The sequence below is a fragment of the Sphingomonas sp. PAMC 26617 genome (genome assembly GCF_000242835.1).
GTDB lineage: Bacteria > Pseudomonadota > Alphaproteobacteria > Sphingomonadales > Sphingomonadaceae > Sphingomonas.
In genome coordinates this window covers 1,666,960-1,682,290 of record NZ_JH594425.1, presented here as the reverse complement: position 1 = coordinate 1,682,290, position 15,331 = coordinate 1,666,960, and the positions used below count along the sequence as shown (strand labels likewise).

Annotated in this window: 12 protein-coding genes and 1 tRNA gene; 10 read left to right on the top strand and 3 right to left on the bottom strand. The window is 65.3% G+C overall.

Translation table 11 applies throughout. The features are described from left to right. Window positions 1–18 precede the first annotated feature (18 nt). The gene (locus RH91_RS07335) at window positions 19–2,112 is read right to left on the bottom strand and encodes a S9 family peptidase (RefSeq protein WP_010161995.1); all 2,094 of its coding nucleotides are present in this window, start codon (window positions 2,110–2,112) and stop codon (window positions 19–21) included. A gap of 244 nt (window positions 2,113–2,356) precedes the next feature. On the opposite strand from RH91_RS07335, the gene RH91_RS07330 reads away from it, so the two are divergent. Both RH91_RS07330 and RH91_RS07325 read left to right on the top strand, forming a co-directional pair. Then, entirely contained in the window at window positions 2,357–3,403 is a 1,047-nt protein-coding gene (locus RH91_RS07330) for a sensor histidine kinase (RefSeq protein WP_029623688.1), read from the top strand. Between the two features lie 236 nt (window positions 3,404–3,639). Beyond that, the gene (locus RH91_RS07325; protein WP_010161993.1) at window positions 3,640–5,433 is read left to right on the top strand and encodes an aminopeptidase P family protein; all 1,794 of its coding nucleotides are present in this window, start codon (window positions 3,640–3,642) and stop codon (window positions 5,431–5,433) included. Here the strand turns inward: RH91_RS07325 and RH91_RS22820 are convergent. Next, window positions 5,423–5,560 carry a hypothetical protein gene (locus RH91_RS22820; RefSeq protein WP_198283304.1) on the bottom strand — a complete coding sequence of 46 codons (138 nt, stop codon included), beginning with the start codon at window positions 5,558–5,560 and terminating at the stop codon, window positions 5,423–5,425. The genes RH91_RS07325 and RH91_RS22820 overlap by 11 nt on opposite strands. 68 nt (window positions 5,561–5,628) lie before the next feature. Here RH91_RS22820 and RH91_RS07320 point away from each other — a divergent pair. From RH91_RS07320 to RH91_RS07300, 5 genes are all read left to right on the top strand, one after another. Beyond that, a tRNA-Thr gene (locus RH91_RS07320) sits at window positions 5,629–5,703 on the top strand. A 291-nt stretch (window positions 5,704–5,994) separates the two neighbouring features. After that, window positions 5,995–7,206, top strand: coding sequence for a hypothetical protein (locus RH91_RS07315; RefSeq protein WP_010161992.1), 1,212 nt, complete (start codon window positions 5,995–5,997; stop codon window positions 7,204–7,206). 124 nt (window positions 7,207–7,330) lie between these two features. After that, window positions 7,331–9,466 (top strand): ParB/RepB/Spo0J family partition protein, encoded by a 2,136-nt coding sequence (locus RH91_RS07310; protein ID WP_029623687.1) that lies wholly within the window; start codon window positions 7,331–7,333, stop codon window positions 9,464–9,466. A 64-nt stretch (window positions 9,467–9,530) separates the two neighbouring features. Further along, complete coding sequence (locus RH91_RS07305) at window positions 9,531–10,574, top strand: DUF7146 domain-containing protein (RefSeq protein WP_010161990.1); 1,044 nt, start codon at window positions 9,531–9,533, stop codon at window positions 10,572–10,574. 304 nt (window positions 10,575–10,878) lie between these two features. After that, window positions 10,879–11,796, top strand: a complete 918-nt coding sequence (locus RH91_RS07300) for a DUF2493 domain-containing protein (RefSeq protein WP_157136996.1) — start codon at window positions 10,879–10,881, stop codon at window positions 11,794–11,796. 339 nt (window positions 11,797–12,135) lie between these two features. Here RH91_RS07300 and RH91_RS07295 read toward each other — a convergent pair whose 3' ends face one another. After that, window positions 12,136–13,017, bottom strand: coding sequence for a LysR family transcriptional regulator (locus tag RH91_RS07295; RefSeq protein WP_010161988.1), 882 nt, complete (start codon window positions 13,015–13,017; stop codon window positions 12,136–12,138). A 207-nt stretch (window positions 13,018–13,224) separates the two neighbouring features. Between RH91_RS07295 and RH91_RS07290 the strand changes: the two genes are divergently transcribed. The 3 genes from RH91_RS07290 to RH91_RS07280 all read left to right on the top strand — a co-directional run bounded on the left by RH91_RS07290 (window position 13,225) and on the right by RH91_RS07280 (window position 15,165). Next, entirely contained in the window at window positions 13,225–13,974 is a 750-nt protein-coding gene (locus RH91_RS07290) for a glucose 1-dehydrogenase (RefSeq protein ID WP_010161987.1), read from the top strand. A gap of 31 nt (window positions 13,975–14,005) precedes the next feature. Continuing rightward, window positions 14,006–14,455 (top strand): nuclear transport factor 2 family protein, encoded by a 450-nt coding sequence (locus RH91_RS07285; protein ID WP_051116677.1) that lies wholly within the window; start codon window positions 14,006–14,008, stop codon window positions 14,453–14,455. A gap of 77 nt (window positions 14,456–14,532) precedes the next feature. Beyond that, on the top strand, window positions 14,533–15,165 hold the full coding sequence (locus RH91_RS07280; protein ID WP_010161984.1) for a class I SAM-dependent methyltransferase: 633 nt from the start codon (window positions 14,533–14,535) through the stop codon (window positions 15,163–15,165). Window positions 15,166–15,331: the final 166 nt, after the last annotated feature.

The window sequence follows — 15,331 nt, the reverse complement described above, 5'->3', positions numbered from 1 at the left end:
GGGCAACGGTCGTCTCGCTTACCCCTCGATGCCGAGCTGCCACAGCACGAACGCATGTTCCTCCGCGCCCTCACGCAGCGATTCGAACCGCCCCGACTTGCCGCCATGCCCAGCGCCCATGTTGGTCTTGAGCAGCAGCACATTGTCGTCGGTCTTGGTCGCGCGGAGCTTGGCCGCCCATTTCGCGGGCTCCCAATAGGTCACGCGGGGGTCGTTGAGTCCGCCCGAGATGAACATCGGCGGATAGGCCTGCGCGGTCACCTGATCGTACGGCGAATAGCCGCGGATCAGCTCGAACGCCGCCTTGTCCTCGATCGGATTGCCCCATTCGGGCCATTCCCCCGGTGTCAGCGGCAGCTCGGCATCCATCATCGTGTTGAGCACGTCGACGAACGGCACATCCGCGATCACCGCGCCCCACAGTTCGGGATCGGAATTGACCACCGCGCCCATCAACTCGCCGCCCGCCGAACGTCCCGCGATCGCGATCTTGCCCGCCGCGGTCCAGCCGTCCGCGACCAGCCCCTTCGCGACATCGACGAAATCGTTGAACGTGTTGGCGCGCTTCTCGAGCTTGCCGTCGAGATACCATTGCTGCCCGAGATCGTCCCCGCCGCGAATATGCGCGATCGCATAGGCAAAACCGCGATCGAGCAGCGACAGCCGCCCGGTCGAGAAACCCGGCGGGATCGCATAGCCGTACGCACCGTAGGCATAAAGGAACAATGGCCGCGACCCGTCCTTGGGGAAGTCGGCGGGATAGACGATCGAGACCGGCACCTCGGTCCCGTCGCGCGCGGTGATCTTGAGGCGTTCGGTGCGATATTTGGCCGCCTGATAGCCCGACGGAATTTCCTGGACCTTGAGCGTGGTCAGCTCGCCGGTCGCGACGTCATAGTCGTACTCGGTCCCCGGCGTGACCATCGATTCATAGCCGACGCGCAGCACGTCCATCGCATATTCGGGGTTGTTGCCGAGCCCCGCGTCGTAGCTTGCTTCGGGAAAACGGATGCGCTGCGGCGCGATCCCGTCGTCGTAGCGATGGATCTCGATCTGATCGAGCCCGTCCTCGCGCCCGTCGACGATGAAGAAGTCGCGGAAACAGTCGATCCCGGTCATGTAGAAATGCCGCGACGGCGCGATCTTCTCGACCCACTCGCCCGGTGCCGAGATGTGCGCTGTGCACAGCCGGAAATTGGGGTCGGTGTCGTTGGTGTGGATGAACAGCGTGTCGCCGTGCATGTCGACGTCATATTCACGTCCCACCTGGCGCGCCGACACCAGCAGCGGCGTCGCGAGCGGGTCGGTCGCGGGGAGCAAATAGATTTCGCTCGTGACATGGTCGCCGCTCGACAGCACGATCCACTTGCGGTCGCTCGTCTCGCTCACCCCCACGCGGAAGCCTTCGTCGGCTTCCTTGAACAGCTCGATATCGTCCGCGATCGGCGTACCGAGCCAGTGGAGCCGGGCGTTGTCGGTACGCCACTGGTCGTTGGCGAGGCCGTAGAGGAAGCCCTTGTCGTCCGCGGTCCAGACGATCTCGGACAGCATGCCCGGGATCACGTCGGGCAGATGCTCGCCGGTGGTCAAATCCTTGACGCGAATCTCGAACCGCTCCGAGCCATTGTCGTCGATCGCATAGGCGAGCAACCGCCCGTCATTGCTGATCGAGAAGGCGCCCAGGCGGAAATATTCCTTGCCCTCCGCCAGCACCGGCTCGTCGAGGATCAGGTCGTCCTTCGTCTTGTCGTCGCCCGCCGCGACCGGACGCCGCCACCATTTGCGATACTGCCCGCCGGTCTCGAACGCGGTCCAGTAGACCCACTCGCCATCCTTCTGCGGGACCGACGAATCGTCTTCCTTGATCCGCCCCTTCATTTCTTCGTACAGCCGGTCGACCAGCGGCCGATGCGGTGCCATCACGCTTTCGAAATAGGCGTTTTCCGCCGCCAGATAGGCGAGCACGTCGGGATCGGTCACCTCGGGATAGCCCGGGTCCTTGATCCACGCATAGGGGTCCTCGATCGTGATGCCGTGCGCGGTGAAGCTGTGCGGACGCTGCTCGGCAACGGGGGGCGTCGGGAGGGTGGAGGGCGATGGGCTCTGGGTCATTCCCGTCTCTTAAGCATGCCGGTGCGGCTTGTCGAAGCCCTGCGAACCGAACGATCCTCAAGCCGGTTGCGGTTGACATGGGTTGGCGACGTCTTGGTTACGATCGGGCAACGATGCGGCCTGGCATGGCCTGTGGGGTGACGCAGGATCGTGCTAGTACCCCGATCCGTCCCCCAGTGCCTCGAGGATTTGCTCATCAGCCAGCCCAGTCGATCGCCCGTCTCCTGTGCTGCGGCGGGTCGCGATGCCCGATAGGCGCGCGACGTTCTTCGAAAAACTCCCGCTGCTCGGGACACGGCCGATCGTTCGCTATACGCTGGCGGCGGCGCTGTCGGTCGGCGCGTGCGGCTTGCGCAGCGGGCTCGACCCGTGGTTTCCGCCGGGCTTCCCGTTTCTCACCTTCTTCCCCGCGGTCATCCTGTCCGCCTTCGTGCTCGGGCGCGGTCCGGGGATTCTTTCGGCGATCCTGTGCGGGTTGATGGCGTGGTATTATTTCATCCCGCCCTTTTACAGTTTCAATATCGGCCAGGGGACGACCACCGCGCTTGGTTTTTATGTGGCGGTGGTGGTGGTGGACATCACGCTGGTCCACTGGATGCAGAACGCCAACCACCGGCTGCGCCGCGAACGCAAGCGCAGCCATGCGCTCGCCGACACCAGCGCGCGGCTGGCCGAACGCAACGAGCTGCTGTTCCGCGAACTCCAGCACCGCGTCTCGAACAACATCCAGACGGTCGGCGCGATACTGACGCTGCACCGCCGCGGGGTCGACCATGCTCTGGCCAAGCGGGCGCTCGACGACGCCGCCGCGCGGATCGGGCTGATCGGGCGGATCCAGCGGCAATTGTACGACATCGACGGCAAGCATACCGATCTCGCGGCGTTCGTGCAGGCGCTGGTCAACGATCTCGCCGAGTCCGACGGCCGCGTCGGCATCCGCTACGATGTCGCGGTCGCACCCGGAATCGTGCTGCACCCCGATGCCCTCATCCCGTTCGCGCTCATCCTTGCCGAGGCGGTCGCCAATGCGACCGAGCATGGCTTTGCCGATTGCGCGACAGGGGTGATCCGGATCGCGCTCGACCATGGCTCGGGTGGCGTGATCCTGCGCATCACCGATAACGGTGCGGGGCTGCCCGCAGGCTTCGCGGTCGCGGGCAGCACCAGCCTCGGCCTCAAGATCGCGCTTGCGCTCGCACGGCAGCTCGAGGGCACGTTCGACGTGCTGCCCGCAAGCGGCGGTGGCACCACCAGCGTACTGACGATTCCCGACCGGGTCGGCGAACTCTGAAGCCGGCGTCACCCTGGACCCGTTTCAGGGTCCACGCCGCCCAAATCCAGTCCGTGCCCGCAGCATGGTGGATGCTGAAACGCGTTCAGCATGACGGCGGTGGAGAGTATCCCCCAACCGGGCTGACCGTCTCGACGACGGGCCTGCCACCGCCCCCGAGGTTCCCCTCGCAACCTGCCCGCGGCTGGCCTATTCTCGCCTGCTCAATACCCAGCACAGCCGGAAAGCCCTCGCCGATGTCCACCCACGCCGCCCGCCTCGCTGCCCTGCGCGACCAACTCCGCCGCGATCGGCTCGATGGCTTCGTCGTCCCGCTGACCGACGAGCATATGTCCGAATATGTCGGCGGCTATGCGCAGCGGCTTGCCTGGCTGACCGGGTTCCAGGGCTCCGCCGGGAATGCAGTCGTCCTCCCCGAGGCAGCGGCGATCTTCACCGACGGGCGCTACACGCTGCAGGTACGCGAGCAGGTCTCGGCGGACGACTGGCAGTTCGTCGCGGTGCCGCAGACGAGCGTCGCGGCATGGCTCGGCGACCATGCCGCGAACGGCGCGCGGATCGGCTACGATCCGTGGCTTCACACCCGTGCCTGGGTCGAGGAAGCGCGCGCCAAGCTGGCGGCGCGCGGTGCCGAGCTGGTCGCGGTCGATACCAACCCGGTCGACGCCGTCTGGCCCGATCGCCCGCTGCCCTCGCCCGCCCCGCTGACGGTGCAGGACGACGCGCAGGCCGGCGCGACGTCGGCCGCTAAGCGCGCGCAGGTCGCGGACTGGATCGCCGCCGAGCACGCCGATGCCGTCGTGCTGACCGCGCTCGATTCGATGGCGTGGCTGCTCAACGTGCGGGGCCGCGACGTCGCGCACACCCCGGTCGCGCTCGCTTACGCGATCGTCGCGGCGGACGGCACCGCCGACCTGTTCATCGCCCCCGACAAGCTAACCGACGCGGTCCGCCAGCATCTCGGCAACGCGATCCGGCTCCACCCGCGCGACGCCTTTGCCGAGGCGTTGCGCGGCCATGCCGGCAAGACGATCGCCGCCGACCCGAACGGCGCGGTCGCAGCGATCTTCGACACGCTCGAGGCCGGCGGCGCGACCGTGCTGCCGCGCCGCGACCCCGTGCTGCTCGCCAAGGCGACCAAGAATCCGGTCGAGATCGCCGGGCACCGCGCCGCCTCGGTCCGCGACGGCGCGGCGCTCGCACGCTTCCTGCGCTGGGTCGAGGCGGAGGCGCCCAAGGGCGGGCTGACCGAGCTCGATTGCGTCGCCAAGCTCCAGCAGTTCCGCGAGGCGACCGGCGTGTTGCTCGACACGTCGTTCGACACGATCTCGGCGACCGGCGCGCACGGCGCGAGCCCGCATTACCATTCGACCCCCGAATCGAACGCGCCGCTCGAACTGGGGCAGCTCTATCTGGTCGATTCGGGTGGCCAATATGCCGACGGCACGACCGACGTGACGCGCGTGCTGCCGATCGGCACGCCGACCGCGGAGATGCGCGACCGTTTCACCCGCGTGCTGCAGGGCCACATCGCGCTTGCGACCGCGGTGTTCCCGGTGGGGACGACCGGCGGGCAGCTCGACGGCTTCGCGCGCCGCCCCTTGTGGCAGGTCGGGCTCGATTACGCGCATGGCACCGGCCACGGCGTCGGCGCGTATCTGTCGGTCCACGAAGGCCCGGCGCGAATCGCCCAGCCCTTCTATCCGGGCGGCGGCCCGGCCGAGCCGCTCCGCGCGGGCATGATCCTCTCGAACGAGCCGGGCTATTACAAGGCGGGGGAATACGGCATCCGGATCGAGAATCTCGTGCTGGTGGAGGAGCGCAGCTTCTCGGACGGCGCGCCCTTCCTCGGGTTCGAGACGCTGACCTTCTGCCCGATCGAGCGCAGCCTGATTCTCCCGGAACTGCTCAGCACCGCCGAGCGCGCCTGGCTCGACGCCTATCACGCCGAGGTGCTCGCCGTGCTCAGCCCCGCGTTCGACGCCGACGAACGCGCGTGGCTGGCGGAGAAATGCGCGCCTATCGCGTGATGGCGTCGGGCGGCGGCAAATCGGTCGATACGGGCTCCGCCGCCCTTGCTTGCGCCTTGCGCCGCTTCAGATTTTCGCGAAGCGCCGCTGCCAGCCGTTCGGTCTTTTCGTCTTTTGTATCGGCCATTGTGCATGTGCTCCTTGACATTCGCTGCTCAGCCGTCTCTTACGCCGCTTCCGCTGCAAAGTGGAATTGCTGCCGTAGCTCAGTGGTAGAGCGCATCCTTGGTAAGGCTGAGGTCGTGAGTTCAATCCTCACCGGCAGCACCAGCTTCCCCCTGATTTAGCACAAAAACTTCCCCGAAAGGGGCGCAAGCTAGGCCTTACGCGGGAGCCGCTGTGGGCTAACGTAATAACCGCGTAATCAGATGCCGGCGTAGTGCTTTCGGCGTAAAATTGTGGGTCGAAGAGGGGAAAGCCTTCCCCTGCCGGCGAGCCGCGTCTCGCCGGCCCCCTTCTGCGGGAGGCCCCGCAACGCCCCGAGAGGAAGAGGAGTTCGGCGATTGCCGTGACGGGTTAGGTTGAGAGAGAGGCTCTCGGCGCCCGTCATGGAGATTTCCCATGGCGACTATCCTTTCCGATCCGCGCGCTTCAAGTGCGCCGCGCGCGGCCCAGCCCGGCGGGTACAAGGTCGACATCTCGCGCGGCGAGCGAATCGGCCGCGTCTCGTCCGAGTGGTTCTCGCGTCCCGATGATGAGCGGTATCTATCGCTGTCGGCGCTCCACGACGCAGTCCGGCGCCGCGCCGAGCGCGCGACCGCACGCACCGTGGAGACGCGGGAGGTCCGAGTCGAGGCGAGCCGCGACGATGTCGAGAACCTCGCGCTGGTCCTGCCGGGTCGGGACCAGCCTATCGCGCCAACCCATTGGTCGTTCGGCCAGCTCTGCAGCCTGGTCGGCGCGCCATCGGGCTATCTGCGCCAACTTCCGGGACCGCTCGCCGGGATCAACATGCAGCATGGACTGCTGTCCCACCGGGCCGAGCTCATGAAGACGCTAGAAACCGAAGATGGCCGTGTCGAGCTGCGCGCGGTCACGGGTCCAGACTATGGCCGCATCTGGGATCACGAGCTGGTCGCGGCGGTGATGAAGATCGCGGGCAACGGGACCGGCGACACGCGCTGGAAGGTACCGGGCGTCCTCGACTGGTCGACGATGACGCACAAGCCCTTCGTCGAGATCACCAAGGACACAACGACGCTCTATGCATCCGACCGTGACGTCTTCTTGTTTCTGGTCGACGACGCCCATCCGATAGAGGCTGGCCGCCTGCCAAACGGCGACCCTGACCTGTATTTTCGCGGCTTCTACTGTTGGAACAGCGAGGTCGGATCGAAGACGCTCGGCATGGCCTCCTTCTATCTTCGCGCCGTCTGCATGAACCGTAATATCTGGGGCGCCGAGGGGTTCGAGGAAATCAGCATCCGGCACAGCAAGTTCGCCGCCAACCGCTTCGCGCACGAGGCGGCGCCTGCACTGGAGTCCTTCGCGACCTCTTCGCCGATGCCGTTCATCACGGGCATCAAGGCGGCACGCGAACGCGTCGTGGCGCGCACCGATGAAGATCGTACGGGCTTCCTGCGCCAGCGCGGTTTCTCACGGCCCGAGACCGAGAAGATCATCGCGACCGTTCTCGATGAGGAAGGCCAGCCCCCGGCCTCGATTTTCGACTTCGTCCAGGGGATCACCGCACTGGCGCGGGACAAGCCGCATCAGGACGCCAGGCTCGAACTTGAGGGCAAAGCGGCCAAGCTGATGGCAGCCGCGCGCTGATCCACGTCCGTCCCGCCTGAGTTGGCGTGGTCCTCCCCCTTTTAGAGGGAGAGGGCTGCGCCGGCTCCATGACGGGTTGAGGGTCGAGAGAGAGTCTCACGGCCGCCCGTCATGGAGAAGACCCATGACTAGCCAAGTGAAGATCGCGCTCAATGTGTCCCGCGACATCCCGTTCAGCCAGCTCGTGCTGAGCCAGGCCAACGTCCGGCGCGTAAAGGCTGGCGTGTCGATCGACACGCTCGCCGCAGACATTGCGCGCCGCGGCCTGCTTCAGAGCCTCAGCGTTCGCCCGCAGCGTGACGCCGAGGGCAACGAGACGGGGCTGTTCGAGGTCCCGGCCGGCGGCCGCCGTTTTCGAGCCCTTCAGCAGCTCGTGAAGGGCAAGCGGATGGTGAAAACCCAGCCTGTTCCGTGCATCGTGCGCGACGATGCCGAGATCAGCGCCGAGGAAGACTCGCTCGCTGAAAACACCCACCGCGAGGCCCTGCATCCGCTCGACCAATTCCGCGCGATGCAGCAGCTCGTCCAGGGCGGCACCGACATTGAGACGGTGGCCGCCACCTTTATGGTGACGCCCGCGGTGGTGAAGCAGCGGCTGAAGCTCGCCTCTGTCTCGCCCAGGCTGCACGAAATCTATGCCGAGGACGGTATGAGCCTCGAACAACTCATGGCCTTCTCGGTGTCGGAGGACCATGCGCGGCAGGAGCAGGTGTGGGGTCTGCTTCAGACGAGCTACAACAAGCAGCCCTACTTCATTCGGTCGAAGCTCACCGAAGATGCGGTGCGCGCCTCCGACAAGCGCGTCAACTTCGTCGGGCTTGATGCCTATGTGGCGGCCGGCGGCTATGTGCTGCGCGACCTGTTCGAGACCGACGATGGCGGCTGGCTGCAGGATGTCGCTCTGCTCGACCGGCTGGTGGCCGAGAAGCTCCAGACCGAGGCCGCCCGCATCGGCGAAGAGGGCTGGAAGTGGATCGCGGTCGCGGTCGACTTCTCGTACGGCTATGACCATGACCTGCGCGAGTTGCAGGGGGGCCAGCCGGACCTGACCGAGGATGACGAGGCAAAGCTGGCTTCCCTTCGCGCCGAGGCCGACGCCCTCGAAGATGAATGGGCGGGCAGCGGCGATGTGCCCGAGGAGATCGAAGCACGCGTCACCGCGATCGACGAGGAAATCGCCGGGCTGGTGTCGCGCCCGCTGATCTACGATCCGTCCGAGGTCGCGCGGGCCGGCGTGTTCATCAGCATTGATGGCGATGGTTCGCTCTATATCGAGCGCGGGTTCGTCCGACCTGAAGACGAACCGGCCGATGAGACCGGCAACGACGAGGAGGCCAGCGCGGCGGACGGCGACGACCTTCCCGGTGAACTCGACAACGACCAACCGCAGCGTACCGTCATCAACATCGGCGGTGCGGCGGCATCCATGGTCGAGGAGGAGTATGAGCAGGAGGACTTGCTCAAACCGCTCCCGGACCGACTGATGACTGAACTAACCACCCACCGCACGCTGGCGCTGCGCGATGCCGTCGCGGCGCATCCCACGGTGGCGTTCGCGGCGGTTCTGCATGCCTTCGCACTCGAGACCTTCTATCGCTACACGCAGGTCGAGAGCTGCATGGAGGTGTCGATCCGGGGCGGCAGCCTGTCGGTTCATGCTCCCGGCCTCAACGACAGCATCTCGGCACAGGCGATCGAGCGGCGGCACGATGCGTGGAAAGAGCGCCTGCCCGATGATGCGGAGCAGCTCTGGGACGCGCTTATCGCGTTCGATGGCGACGACCAGGCGGCGCTGTTCGCGCATTGCGCCTCGTTCGGCATCAATGCGGTGTGGGAGCCGGGCAATCGCTACAATGACGGCCGCGTCTCGCCGCATAAAATCGAGCGCCGGATCGCGCACAGCCATATCGTCGCGCGTGCGGCCGACCTCGACATGGTTGCCGCCGGCTGGAGCGCAGGCGTCGACAACTATCTGGGCCGCGTCACCAAGGCCCAGATATTGGCTGCGGTCGACAAGGCCAAGGGCAGTGAGGTCGCCAACCGCATCGCCGCGATGAAGAAGGGCGACATGGCAAAGGAGGCCGAACGCCTGCTTGAGGGCAGCGGCTGGCTGGCCGAGCCGCTGCGCACGCCGGCAGCCATCGAGCCGGATGGCGAAGCCCCGGATAGCGTCGGCGCCGTACCGGCCATCGACAGCGACGCCGGCATTCATGATCCTTCGGACTTGGAGGAGGAACCGCTGGCGATCGCCGCCGAATAGCGTCCGCCTCAGCCCTGGGGGTTCGCCGACGAGGCGGGCCCCCTTCTTTGTCACGGAGGCCATCATGCCTGAGACCGTCGGCGATATTGCCCGCAAACTCGCGCACGACGCCGAGCGGGTCTGCCGCACCTATCTCCCCGCCGGGCACCGCGAAGGCCATTACTGGCTCGCCGGCGACGTCCAAGGTTCAAAGGGGCGCAGCCTCTATGTCCGTCTGAAGGGCGGCGACCGTGGCAAGGGTGCCGCCGGCAAATGGACCGACGCTGCGACCGGCGAGCATGGTGACCTGCTCGACCTGATCGCACTTAATCTCGGCCACGATCAATTGAGCGCGACGCTCGACGAGGCCCGGCGCTATCTCGCTCTTCCCAAGGTCGCCGACCATCACGACCGCGACATGGTCCGCGCGCCAGCCGGATCGCGCAAGGCCGCTCAACGCCTCTTCGCGGCGTGCAGTTTGATCGCCAGCACGCCTGCTGAATCCTATCTAGGCGGGCGGCAACTCCATCATCTGCGGACCGAGCGCTGGCTCCGCTTTCATCCACATTGCTGGTACCGGCCGTCCGAGGACGATCCGCCTGGCACCGCCAACGCATTCCCGGCGCTGATCGCAGCCGTCACCGATGATGCGGGAACGATCACCGGCATCCACCGCACCTGGCTTGATCCGGCCCGACGCGACAAGGCGGACATCGCCACGCCGCGTCGAGCAATGGGCGACATGCTCGGGCACGGCGTCCGCCTCGGCAATGCCGGCCCCGTCATGGCGATCGGTGAAGGACTCGAGACGATGCTGTCCTGGCGCATGATGCTTCCCACGATGCCGACGATTGCGACGCTTTCCGCTGCACATCTCGCAGCACTCGAATGGCCGACCGACGTCCAGCGCCTCTACGTCGTCCGCGACGATGACGCAGCAGGCGACGCTGCTTGGATACAACTCGACGATCGAGCCGGAGCGCGGGGCGTCGAGCTCATTCCCATAGTCAGCCCCACCGGCAACGACCTCAACGACGGTCTGATGGCGCTCGGGCGCAATCGACTCCTGTCCGAACTCGCACCCCAGCTGAGATCGGAAGACATCGAGCGCTACCAGATCGGTGCCTGACACGAGCATGTTGCCCCGCGAGGGCCGCGCGCCGGCCTTCGAGAGGGGCGCTCTGGCGGCAGGAAGATGGCGCCCGCAACGGCCGGAGGCGGCTATTTTCCGCCGCTTGAGGATCGTACCGATCCCCAAGCTTTGCATCGCGAGCCAAAATAGCCGCCTCCGGCCGTCCTCCGCTTCGCTTCGGCCCAATGCGATACTTCGGCATTAAAACATGAGAACCCATGGGTGCGGCCGCCATCTACCTGCCGCCCGGATGATCGCCCAGGAAGGCCGCGAGGCGCGCGGCTCCGACGAGGAGATCATCATGACCATCGACCCAGCCACAGACCAAGAACCAGAAAGCTCGACCACTGCCCACATGCTCGAAGAGCTGGCCTTGTTCGGCTATCGCCCGTTCGACGACGAACCCGATCCCCGACCGCTCCCGGAAGCGAGAATTGCCGGCGGTGCCATTGCCGACATGTTCGATGCGATGATCTCGACCCTTCAGGACACACGGCTCGAGCCGGATCTCGAACCCCTGCTCTGGGGCATCGGCAACATCTTTCACCGCGCGGCCGAACGGATCGAACGCGAGTTGGACGACAATGAAGTGGCCCAGCAGCGATCGCAGCGCGAGCAGGATGGCTCCGAGGTCAAATCGGTCGAACTCGAACGGTTGCTACGCGAGGGCACGACCCTGATCGAACGTCGCGACGCCATGGAGTTCTTCCGCGACGCCTGCGCCGACCAATTCCGGCTGCACACCAAGCATGCCTGGACGCCGCACAGCGGTTCACTGGTCAATCGCAAGGCGCTTACCAGCAGCATGATCGACAGCCGCGACTTCATCAACGCGCGGAAGCGCGCCACTCGCGAAGTGCTTCTCCCCACCGGCACCAGGATCGCGATTACCGGCGGGGCCGATTATCTGAATCACCGCACGATCTGGGATGCCCTCGACCGGGTTCACGCGAAGCATCCGGACATGGTCCTGCTGCATGGCGGCACGCCCAGCGGCGTGGAACGAATCGCTGCATGCTGGGCTGACAATCGCAAGGTGACGCAAATCGCATTCAAACCCGACTGGAGCCGTCACGCCAAGGCCGCACCGTTCAAGCGTAACGATTTGATGCTCGAAGCGATGCCGATTGGCGTGCTGGTTTTCCCCGGCACTGGGATCAGCGCCAATCTCGCAGATAAAGCTCGGAAGATGGGCATCCCGGTCTGGAAGTTCGATTGAAAGCCGAGGGCGATTGATGACTCAATTCGGTTAGCCTCCGCTTGGCGGGTTCTCGGCACCAGCGAGGTAGCGGCCTCTCCCTCGGATCAGTTTGAGCGCCCGCTGTCGGCCCAAAGCCGGCCGTTCAATGCACCTCCAGCGACCGTCCGGTCGCGGCGAAAGCTGCCGATCGGGCTGATCGAAGCGGACGATCGGCACGCGCCCCAGTTGTCGCCGTTCGAGGTGCCGAGTAGCGCTCCCGATACCTGCCATTTGCAGTGACCCGAACTGGCGAATGATCACCCACGCTGTAGGTTCATTATAGGTTTGAACTTGGCCAGCTGACCGATTTCCCGTTGGTCACTGACTGGTAAGACGTTGCCCATACCCGGAGATCCTTTCGGATATGAACTCCGTGAACAATCGAATGCGCTTGGTTTTGCGCGTTTCGCCTTGGGTGAGAATCCAGAGCGTCCCATACATGTGAAGGTCGGTACCCGGCACACGTTCGAGCTGCGGATCGGCATCGCCGACGAAGCACGGTAGCGTCGCGATCCCGAGCCCCTCTCGGACGGCGGCGATCTCCGCTGCGGCGTCGGTGACTTTGAACGGCACCCCCGCGGTGCGCACCGCACCTTCGCTCGCCCAATCGGGAACGCCGTGCGTGGCAATGACGATCCACCGCAGCGGCTCGCCAGCGCCGGAGCGCCACGCGACGAGCCGATCGCGCGCCACATAGACGCCGCCGAATACCTCCGGACCCTTCAAGCCGTGCAGATTGAGCGGCAGCGTCTTGCGGTCGTAGACGACGCGGATCGCGACATCTGCTTCCCGGTTGGTGAGGTTCGCCAACTCACCCGACGACAAGATCTCCATTTCGATATCGGGATAGAGACGCGCGAAATCGGCGAAATCCGGCATCAGCAGGTGCGTCGCGAGGATAGGCGTCAACGTTACGCGCAACAGACCGCGCACGCTTTGGTCGCGCCCCAGGATGCGCGTTTCCAGCTGGTGCGACGACGCTTCCATCTGGATCGCGAGGTCCAGCACCTCCTCGCCCGCGTCCGTCAGGCGATAGCCCGAAGGTAGCCGCTCGAACATTCGGGCGCCGAGCCGCTCCTCGAGCTGGGATATACGTCTGAGCACCGTTGCGTGGTTCACCGCCAATCCTTTGGCGGCAGCGCGCACCGAGCCGCCGCGGGCGGCGGCGAGGAAGTATCGAACATCGTCCCAGTCGATCATGGTGCGTTATCGCACCGATAAGGCAGCGTCCCAACCGCAATTTGCCGACACCGAGCTGCGGAGTGGGTATCCCCGGAAACGCTGTGCTCGCCGTTGGTGCATCTACGCACCACCGATATGCGCCATTCCACACTGACGAAGCGACCGACGCCGACCCATCTGGAAGCGCTCAGGGGATTTCCCCCAGCACATTGAAGGATGGACGAAATGAAAAGACTCGAAGGCAAGGTCGCTGTCATCACCGGCGGAAACAGCGGCATCGGCTTGGCCACCGCCAAGCGGTTCGTCGCGGAAGGCGCGCATGTCGTCATCACCGGGCGACGCGAGAAGGAGCTCCAGGAGGCCGCCGCCGCCATCGGGAGCAACGTCACGACGGTGACAGGCGACGTGACGCGCCTCGATGATCTGGACCGACTCTACGCCGTCGTGAAGGAAAAGCACGGTCACATCGATGTGCTCTTCGCGAATGCGGGCTGGGGCGAGCTTGCACCGCTCGAGGTGGCGACCGAGGAGCATTTCGACAAGACGTTCGACCTGAATGCGAAGGGCACGTTCTTCACGGTTCAGAAGTCCCTTCCGCTCTTCAAGGACGGCGGCTCGATCATACTGACCGCGTCGGTGGCAAACGTCAGGGGAGATCCGGCGTTCAGCGCCTACGCCGCTGCCAAGGCAGCTGTGCGCACCTTTGCTCGCGGCTGGACGGTGGAACTCAAGGATCGAAAGATCCGCGTGAATTCGATGAGCCCTGGCCCAATCGAGACTCCGGCTCTGGAGAAGGTCGGGCTTACCACCGAACAGGTCGAACAAGCGGTGGCTCATTTCGCCTCGCAGGTGCCGCTCGGTCGGCGGGGTAAGGCCGAGGAAGTTGCGGCAGCCGTGTTGTTCCTCGCCTCCGACGAAAGCTCCTACGTCACCGGCATCGATCTCGCCGTCGATGGCGGCATGGCCCAGGTCTGACCGTACCGAATCGCCAATCGGAGAGCCTCTCATGACCACCGAGCAAAACATTCAGACCGTGAAGAACTTCTTCGCCGCGATCGGCCGCGGTGACCGGGAGGCTCTCCTGGCGCTGGTCGCCGAAGACATTGAATGGATCATTCCGGGGCGGGATTGGCCGCTGGCCGGAACGCACCGTGGCCATGCGGGCCTCGTCAACTTGCTCGAGACCGCGTCTCGGTCGTTGGAGACGTCGACGGAACCTCATGAGTTCATTGCCCAGGAGGATCGTGTCCTGGTGGCCGGTGTCGCCACCGGCAAGGTCAGGGCCACGAATAAGCTGTTCGTCGACGACTGGGTCTTCGCAATCACGATCCGGCACGGGAAGCTGGCGAGCATCCGCGAATATGTCGACACGCAAGCATTGGCATTCGCCGCCAATGGAGACGCCGGCGTTACAAGTGAGCCCGGTGATATGGGGGCGGCACAACGCGCCTCATAAGGCACGCCGACACGCCAAACCGGGATCGCTCCTCGACGTCCTGCGCCTGTCGGCCCTTAACCATAAGGAACATTCCGATGTACGATCAAGCCAAGCAAGCCGAGCTGATCAGGTTCGCGACCGTCACGGCGGGCACCACGGTCATCGACGTCTACCCCGGCAATGGCGACTGGACCCGGATCTTCTCCGACGTCGTGGGACCCGAAGGGCGGGTTTACAGCTTCGTACCGGGCGAAGTCGCGCACTTCAAGAACGACCCAGTCGGGCTTATGCGAACGCTCGCGCAGGAGTTGGGCCGCGAGAATGTCAACGCCGTCTCGGCCGACGTTGCCGCGATCGCGGAGGCCATCCCGGCCGCAGACGTCGTGTGGATGCACTTGTTCTATCACGATCTTCACACGCCGCTGATCCAGGCCAAGGGTGCGACGGCGGCCGCGTTCAACCGGGCCGTCTTCGCAAGTTTGAATTCCGGCGGACGGTACATCATCGTCGATCACGCCGCGGCGAGCGGGTCGGGCACCACCGACACACCGGCACTGCATCGGATCGACCCCGCGTCGGTTGCCGAGGAAGTGCGGGCCGCTGGCTTCGTGCTGGACGCGCAAAGTGACATGCTCGCCAAAGCGGACGATACGCACGCGATCAAGGTGTTCGATCCGGCGATCAAAGGCGTGACGGATCGCTTCGTCTATCGGTTCGTCAAGCCCTGACACTCGCTGCCCGATCGGTCTTCACGCGCGCTATTGGTCGCAGAAGGGCGGTGGGCGAGCAGCCAATTCAGCAGGCGTGGGGCGAACGCGATCGGTTTTTCGTCGGTCCATCCCCGCAATCTCTGAAATGGCTGCTATCCTCCGCATTCGACGGAAACCTGCCAGT

Bases quoted from the DNA above. Each gene is read 5' to 3' on its own strand.
- RH91_RS07310 (WP_029623687.1), top strand. From the start codon at position 7,331: ATGACTAGCCAAGTGAAGATCGCGCTCAATGTGTCCCGCGACATCCCG.
- RH91_RS22820 (WP_198283304.1), bottom strand. From the start codon at position 5,560: ATGGCCGATACAAAAGACGAAAAGACCGAACGGCTGGCAGCGGCGCTT.
- RH91_RS07285 (WP_051116677.1), top strand. From the start codon at position 14,006: ATGACCACCGAGCAAAACATTCAGACCGTGAAGAACTTCTTCGCCGCG.
- RH91_RS07300 (WP_157136996.1), top strand. From the start codon at position 10,879: ATGACCATCGACCCAGCCACAGACCAAGAACCAGAAAGCTCGACCACT.
- RH91_RS07335 (WP_010161995.1), bottom strand. From the start codon at position 2,112: ATGACCCAGAGCCCATCGCCCTCCACCCTCCCGACGCCCCCCGTTGCC.
- RH91_RS07315 (WP_010161992.1), top strand. From the start codon at position 5,995: ATGGCGACTATCCTTTCCGATCCGCGCGCTTCAAGTGCGCCGCGCGCG.
- RH91_RS07295 (WP_010161988.1), bottom strand. From the start codon at position 13,017: ATGATCGACTGGGACGATGTTCGATACTTCCTCGCCGCCGCCCGCGGC.
- RH91_RS07325 (WP_010161993.1), top strand. From the start codon at position 3,640: ATGTCCACCCACGCCGCCCGCCTCGCTGCCCTGCGCGACCAACTCCGC.
- RH91_RS07280 (WP_010161984.1), top strand. From the start codon at position 14,533: ATGTACGATCAAGCCAAGCAAGCCGAGCTGATCAGGTTCGCGACCGTC.
- RH91_RS07330 (WP_029623688.1), top strand. From the start codon at position 2,357: ATGCCCGATAGGCGCGCGACGTTCTTCGAAAAACTCCCGCTGCTCGGG.
- RH91_RS07305 (WP_010161990.1), top strand. From the start codon at position 9,531: ATGCCTGAGACCGTCGGCGATATTGCCCGCAAACTCGCGCACGACGCC.
- RH91_RS07290 (WP_010161987.1), top strand. From the start codon at position 13,225: ATGAAAAGACTCGAAGGCAAGGTCGCTGTCATCACCGGCGGAAACAGC.